6 protein-coding genes, 1 pseudogene and 1 riboswitch are annotated in these 6,654 nt (G+C 43.1%); all 7 genes and pseudogenes read right to left on the bottom strand.

From position 1 onward, the window contains the following. Positions 1–334 precede the first annotated feature (334 nt). The gene (locus tag AB4585_RS21405) at positions 335–946 is read right to left on the bottom strand and encodes a hypothetical protein (RefSeq protein ID WP_372116164.1); all 612 of its coding nucleotides are present in this window, start codon (positions 944–946) and stop codon (positions 335–337) included. 83 nt (positions 947–1,029) lie between these two features. Then, entirely contained in the window at positions 1,030–1,593 is a 564-nt protein-coding gene (locus tag AB4585_RS21400) for a hypothetical protein (RefSeq protein ID WP_372116161.1), read from the bottom strand. Positions 1,594–2,018: 425 nt separating this feature from the next. Continuing rightward, complete coding sequence (gene dapD / locus AB4585_RS21395; RefSeq protein WP_372170845.1) at positions 2,019–3,050, bottom strand: 2,3,4,5-tetrahydropyridine-2,6-dicarboxylate N-succinyltransferase; 1,032 nt, start codon at positions 3,048–3,050, stop codon at positions 2,019–2,021. Between the two features lie 258 nt (positions 3,051–3,308). Then, positions 3,309–3,950, bottom strand: a pseudogene (locus tag AB4585_RS21390) (MarC family protein). A gap of 228 nt (positions 3,951–4,178) precedes the next feature. After that, positions 4,179–5,168 carry a GGGtGRT protein gene (locus AB4585_RS21385; RefSeq protein WP_372170844.1) on the bottom strand — a complete coding sequence of 330 codons (990 nt, stop codon included), beginning with the start codon at positions 5,166–5,168 and terminating at the stop codon, positions 4,179–4,181. A gap of 24 nt (positions 5,169–5,192) precedes the next feature. Continuing rightward, positions 5,193–5,885 (bottom strand): iron-sulfur cluster assembly scaffold protein, encoded by a 693-nt coding sequence (locus AB4585_RS21380; RefSeq protein ID WP_372170841.1) that lies wholly within the window; start codon positions 5,883–5,885, stop codon positions 5,193–5,195. Positions 5,886–6,079: 194 nt separating this feature from the next. After that, a riboswitch (Fluoride riboswitch) is annotated at positions 6,080–6,164 on the bottom strand. A 155-nt stretch (positions 6,165–6,319) separates the two neighbouring features. Further along, positions 6,320–6,613, bottom strand: a complete 294-nt coding sequence (locus tag AB4585_RS21375) for a YebG family protein (RefSeq protein ID WP_008223840.1) — start codon at positions 6,611–6,613, stop codon at positions 6,320–6,322. Positions 6,614–6,654 lie beyond the last annotated feature (41 nt).

The following is a 6,654-nucleotide window of genomic DNA, read 5'->3' as shown; positions in this document are numbered from 1 at the left end:
TATCCTCAGCAAGAGGATCTTATGATTTAACCAATTAAATAGGCAACCTGACAGGTCAAATAATCATAATGAAGGCCAAATCGTTTTGAGTTGCATTATATTGGATAACTTTTTGTAGAGTAAAATGAACGACACAGATCATGTAGAGTATTTGGTCTAGCTGAGTTTGGGGCATTTTCGAGCTAGGAAGTGCCACGGATAAAAAATCTACCTGAGAAGCTTTTGGACAGAAGTTACTTAGAGCTTTTACTTAAATTAGCAAAACACGAATAACTTCAAGTATGGAAAATTCACTTAAGTTCAGTGTCCAGTCTGACTGGAACAGATCACATTGTTAATATCCAATTCCTTCAAACGCCTTATGTTTCTCTATTATGTTTGAAAACTCATGATCCATTACTTTTAAAAGGAAATCGGCGAGAAGATCGCAAATTAGTTCGACAGTTTTTGGAGAAACCTCGTTCGCGTTAGCGCTAAGAGTACCATGAGCAAAAATATGTCTAACTGCCGAAGCTAAATACTGAGGATTACATTCGTCTACTTGGAAATACTTAGCTAATTCAGTTTGATGGGCTTTATTCACTCTTTCGTAAATAAAATTATAGAACTTGTCTCCTGTATCCATTGCCCGAATTTGACGAGCTACAGACCCCGAATCATAACGACTCAGTAAACTTTCAGTTTTAGACGCTTTTAGCTCAATTATTTTCAAAAAAACTTCGTATGCAGACCAAGCTAAAAAAACTCGACACAATCCAGAGTAACCAGCTTCTGTTGATTCGGAAAAATTGTCTAGGTTTAAGCCGTTAAAAGATGCCGCGACACGATATCTTGCGGCAAATCGGTTAATCAACGAAATGTCATTTTTAAATCCATTCGGAGCTTGTTGATGGACTTGAACATAACCATCAAAGTATCCCCAATTATTCGGATATTTAAATTTCATTATACCTCCTTGTGATCTAATCAGGCAGGGCACAAGTGCCGTGATTATTTAAAGTTATGTATTAATCGTTTGTATGGAAAGGTCTATCTGTAATCTTCGATTTTTAGAAGCTTTCTAAATGTTGATTCCATTTGGTCAAAAACTTGGATTTTCAACTGAAAAACCAGCTGTTCATATTGAGTTTGATTCTCGTAGCTAGTCAGGTGGTAAACAGTATTGATTACGTTGTTAATTTCACTAGCTATATCCCTAGGAAAATAAAGGCGACTCAATTCAAAGTGCTCAATCAGCGCCCTACATTTGTCATCAATTTCTATGCTTGAATCCCGGAGCTTATTATCAGCTAAAAGCGCAAGTTCATTCATCTGTTTGTACAACGTTATAACAGCTTTCTCACGCTTCACATAAAGATTAGCAAATACAACTTCGTGCTCTTTTTGGAGCTTGGTTAGTTGTGACTTAATATCTTCGAGTTGCTTTTCGTGTTCTAATTTTTGCTTCTCAAGCGCCTTAGCATTTATCAACTCAAATCTTTTGATGGCGGCAGAAGCCAGAGAGTTTGCAAATAACTTAGCAAGAAAGCCAATTAATGCAGTACTCCCCATGACAGCTACCAATATTGTTGAAAATTCCTCTTTAAAATCCATGCCACCCTCGAAGTTTCATAACAGGTACTAAAAAGAAGGTTTCTATCTAGTTTTTTGTTAATGCGATTTTACTCAGAATTCCACACTACTAACAATGGCTTATCGTTATAAGTGAGATGACTAAAACGAAAATATAAGATTATTTTATAGCTCAAGAAAAAACTAGCGCGCAAGCTTGCAACTAAAATAGGGGTCTGTAAGTGCTGATAGATAGGTCGAATTTACCCCCGTGATACAACATGGGAATTCACGACGAACAGCATTAGAAGAATGGATAACTTTTAGTAGGGCAAAATCCCATGAACAGGGGGTGAATGATTAAAAGGTCTATCCAACAAAGGGGCAATAATGATTCCCAGAACATACAAAAAAGCCGCTGGATTGAACCCCAGCGGCTTCGTATTTTCTAGCATCTAGAGCATAGATTAGTTGTTGCTGTGTAGCTCACAGTTCAGTTCAACAGCAGACTTGTTCGCAAGACATTCAATTTGGCCAGTAATTGAGTTGCGACGGAACAGAAGATCAGACACGCCAGCAAGATCGCGAGCTTTAATGATTTCTACTTCATTGCCTTCTTTATCTAGCATGCGAACCTTAGTACCCGCAGTCACGTAAAGACCAGACTCAACTGTACAACGGTCACCCATAGGGAAGCCAAGACCCGCGTTTGCGCCTAGTAGGCAGTTTTCGCCGATAGAGATAACCATCGTACCGCCACCAGACAGAGTACCCATGATAGAAGCGCCGCCGCCGATGTCTGAACCGTTACCTACAACAACACCCGCAGAGATACGACCTTCAACCATGCTCACGCCAGTTGTACCAGCATTGAAGTTGATGAAACCTTCGTGCATTACTGTTGTGCCTTCGCCTACGTGTGCGCCAAGACGAACACGAGAAGTGTCAGCAATACGAATACCTGTTGGTACTACGTAGTCCACCATTTTAGGGAACTTGTCTACGCAATCTACAGACAGAGCACGACCTGCAAGGCGAGCTTCGATTTGACGCTCAGCCAGCTCAGGTAGGTCGATAGGGCCTTCGTTTGTCCATGCGATGTTGTGCAGTAGACCGAAGATGCCGTCCAGTACCGTACCGTGTGGTTGTACTAGGCGGTTAGAGATAAGTTGTAGCTTTAGGAAGCCTTCAGCAACTGATGCTGGCTTCTCGTCAGTAGCAAGAACAACAAGAACAAGTGGCTGTTCAGACGCTGCCGCTTTTTCTGCGAAAGATGCGTTAGCTGCATCATCGTTTGCTGCGAATGCTTTCGCCAGTTCTGCGCTTTGTGCAGCAGAGATTTCGATAGCTTGGTTGCCTTCAGCGTAACCTGACACTTCAGCTACAGCTGCTACAAGAGCGTCGCTTGGGTTTAGAAGCGGGTTAGGGAAGAACGCTTCAATGATTTTATTGTCGCGATTTTTGGTTGCCGTACCGAAGGCTAGTGAAAAATAAGCCATGTTGAATCTCCATGTGTTGAGTCTTGATTTTGCTATTCCAAAACAACGGCTCGAATAACAAGCGCTGCCGTTAGCAAAGTTAATTTAATTGCGTTCATCATAAAGAGAGCGCCCTCGTTATGAAAGGGCGTATCGGGATAAAGTCTGTAAAATGATATTGCTTGTCTTTTGAGAGATAGTTTTCTGCAATGAGAAAACACTGCAGATCAACACAAATTGATTGGTGCGTTAATCAACATTCTCCTGTGAATCCCCTCTTTAGATAAACAGTGCCTTATAAGCTTGCTCAATCCCTTCAATCAACATCTGCATACCGATTACCGCGAGTATCAACCCCATCATTCGAGTAATCACGTTCAGTGCGCTTGGTCCAACGGCTTTAACGAAGCGCTCGCCAAATACAAACAATACGTAGGTTAAGGCGCATAGTAGGCCAAAGGCGACGATGGTGATGATGGTTTCGTAGATGCCTTCGGTGCTGGCAAAGTTCATCGCGGTGGCAATGGTGCCCGGTCCGGCTAATATTGGCATTGCCAGTGGCGAGACGGCGATACTGAGCGCCGCATCTTGTTGAGCGTCTGAGTTGACCTTCTCTTTTGCTTTAGAGTGTGTTGAGTCACCTTGCAGCATATGAAAGCCAATCAAGAACACGAGGATCCCGCCGGTGATACGAAGCGCGTAAAGCGTGATACCAAAGAGGTCGAAGATGAGTTTACCCGAGACAGCAAAGGTGCTGACGATGATGAAGGCGATGAACACTGAGCGGAAAGCGATAGACTTGACCGTTTCCCTATCATTATCACCTGTTAATCAAAGAAAGATCGGTGTGTTGGCGATAGGGTTCATGATGGCAAAAAAGCCCATGAACACGGTAATGGTATGAATGATGAGCTCTTTCATATTATTCCTTTGAAAAGATGCAGTTAAATACCAATGGTTTGTGTATTTAATCTTAGATACAAATAATTATTAGAAATAGATAGTAGAGCAAGTGTGAATAAAAAACAGCCAGCATAAGGCTGGCTGTTTGGTTTTAGTGATAGGTGTAGAGTTTTGGTCGTCCGTTATTGCTTGATTCTCAATTAACGGAATCAAGCAATGGATAGATTGCGGCGCTCAATTTTGTCGTTATGCGTTCAAAGATTCGCTCACCGCCACAGCCAATGCAACTGTCGCACCGACCATTGGGTTGTTACCCATACCGATGAAGCCCATCATTGCCACGTGAGCCGGAACAGAAGAGCTACCTGTAAACTGAGCGTCAGCGTGCATTCTGCCCATGGTATCTGTCATGCCGTAAGACGCTGGGCCAGCTGCCACGTTATCTGGGTGCAATGTTCTACCTGTACCGCCGCCTGAAGCAACTGAGAAGTAAGGTAAACCTTGGCGAGTACGTTCTGCTTTGTAGATACCTGCAACAGGGTGTTGGAAGCGCGTTGGGTTAGTTGAGTTACCCGTAATACTTACATCCACTTCTTCTCTGTGCATGATTGCTACGCCTTCACGTACATCATCAGCGCCGTAACACAAGATCTCTCCGCGAGGGCCTTGTGAGAAACGGCGACGTTCTGTTTCAACAAGTTCACCCGTTTGGTAATCGTATTGAGTGCGAACATAGGTAAAACCATTGATGCGAGAGATTAAGTAAGCCGCATCTTTACCTAGACCGTTCAAGATAACTTTCAATGGTGTTTTGCGTGATTTGTTCACGTTCAGTGCGATTTTAATCGCACCTTCTGCAGCAGCAAAAGATTCATGGCCCGCAAGGAAAGCAAAACAGTGGCTTTCTTCATTGAGAAGACGCGCAGCCAATGCGCCGTGGCCGATACCGACTTGGCGTTGTTCAGCAACACTGCCGGGTTTGGTAAATGCTTGGAGCCCTTCACCAATGATATTCGCTGCTTGTTCTGCGCTGGTGGCTTCGCGAAATATTGCTAGTGCTGAACCAAGGATATAAGCATCGGCAGCGCTTTCAAAAGCAATAGGTTGGGTGTCCATCACCATGGCTTTTGGGTCGACATTGTGTGATTTACAGTATTGGTTCGCTTGCTCTAAAGAGTCGAAGTTCATTTCTGCCAATACGCGAGTTACTGATTCATTAAATTGAGTGTTCATCATATCTTTCCTCTAAATTGGCAAAAATTATTGTTGGCGTGGATTAATGGTGGTTACAGCTTCATCGAAGCGACCGTAGGTTCCCATAGCAAGGTCTGCTGCTTCATTGGCTGACACGCCTTGATTAATCGCCTTCATCATTTTGCCGAGGTTGAGATATTCGTAGCCAATCACTTCGCTGTGATCATCAAGTGCAAGCTTGGTTACGTAACCTTCTGCAAGCTCTAGGTAACGAACGCCTTTTGCTGCGGTTGAGTAGCTGGTGCCAACTTGGCTACGCTGTGTTTGACCTAAGTCTTCCAATGCTGCGCCGATTTCTAGGCCACCTTCAGAGAAAGCAGACTGAGTTCGACCGTAAACAAACTGCAGGAAGATTTCGCGCATCGCGACGTTAATCGCGTCACATACCAAGTCAGTATTCAGCGCTTCTAGAATGGTTTTTCCGGTGAGGATTTCCGCAGCCATCGCGGCAGATTGAGTCATACCTGAACAACCAATCGTTTCGATTAATGCTTCTTCGATGATGCCGTTTTTTACGTTAAGAGTCAGTTTTGCAGCACCTTGTTGTGGTGCACAAGTGCCAACACCGTGGCTTAAGCCAGAAATAGCGATGACATCTTTTGGGCTAACCATTGCGCCTTCAACTGGAATTGGAGCTGAATTGTGAAGATCACCCCTTTGAATAGGGCACATTGATTGAATTTCTGAAGAGTAGTGCATAATGTTTTCTCACTTATAGAGCCATTTAAGGCCTAGGGCGTTGAGAAAACAGGACGTGTTGGAAGAGGTGCGGCTAATTCACTACAGATCTTGAGTATCGATAATCCAAAGGTGTCATGGAACTTGGTCTTAATAGACTAAGTCCATTTCAAAATGGAGGAATAGCGATACGTCCAACAGTATTACCTGTTTTCGATTCTGTAGGAGTCATTAGCACTGTTCGGAAAGAACGGGCGGTTGAAGCAAAAGCTTAGGTGGAACCCCATCACCTGATGGCTATAGATTAGATCTTCCTCACACTTTCATGCAAGCGAATGTTTAGAGCGATTTCGACTATAAACAAGCTTCATTATATTTCGATAAGTATAAAAAAACGCCAATAACGAACTCTGATTAGAGGCGTCATTGACGTTTTTTAGAAAGGTATCAGCTAGTTAAGCTGCATCTTCTTCTGCGTCTTCAACAGCTTCAAGCTTCTTAGCTTTTTTCGGAGCTGGCTTACGCTTAGCACCTAATGCGTAAAGAACTTCTTCTTTGTTCTTCGCTAGGTACATTGCAAGTTCTTCTTGCTTGCCTTCATCTTCAACTAAATCGCTTTTGCCTAACAGTTCAAAAAGCTCATCAGCCATATCCAGCATTTTGTCGTATGCGTCAGCTTCGGCTTTAGAGGTAAAAGTCATTTTCTCTTCTCCGTTGCGTTCCACCACGTACTTGACGATAACAGCCATGGTTAATCCTCTAAGTTTGATAAATTTTACTGGCTTTTTAT

Source organism: Vibrio sp. 10N.222.49.C9, from assembly GCF_041474985.1.
GTDB classification, from domain to species: domain Bacteria; phylum Pseudomonadota; class Gammaproteobacteria; order Enterobacterales; family Vibrionaceae; genus Vibrio; species Vibrio crassostreae_C.
Note: the sequence above shows the minus strand (reverse complement) of the source record. Positions and strands in the feature narration are given on the sequence as shown.

Coding starts and splice junctions, on each gene's coding strand:
- AB4585_RS21385 (WP_372170844.1), bottom strand. CDS start 5,168: ATGATGAACACTCAATTTAATGAATCAGTAACTCGCGTATTGGCAGAA.
- AB4585_RS21405 (WP_372116164.1), bottom strand. CDS start 946: ATGAAATTTAAATATCCGAATAATTGGGGATACTTTGATGGTTATGTT.
- AB4585_RS21380 (WP_372170841.1), bottom strand. CDS start 5,885: ATGCACTACTCTTCAGAAATTCAATCAATGTGCCCTATTCAAAGGGGT.
- dapD (WP_372170845.1), bottom strand. CDS start 3,050: ATGGCTTATTTTTCACTAGCCTTCGGTACGGCAACCAAAAATCGCGAC.
- AB4585_RS21375 (WP_008223840.1), bottom strand. CDS start 6,613: ATGGCTGTTATCGTCAAGTACGTGGTGGAACGCAACGGAGAAGAGAAA.
- AB4585_RS21400 (WP_372116161.1), bottom strand. CDS start 1,593: ATGGATTTTAAAGAGGAATTTTCAACAATATTGGTAGCTGTCATGGGG.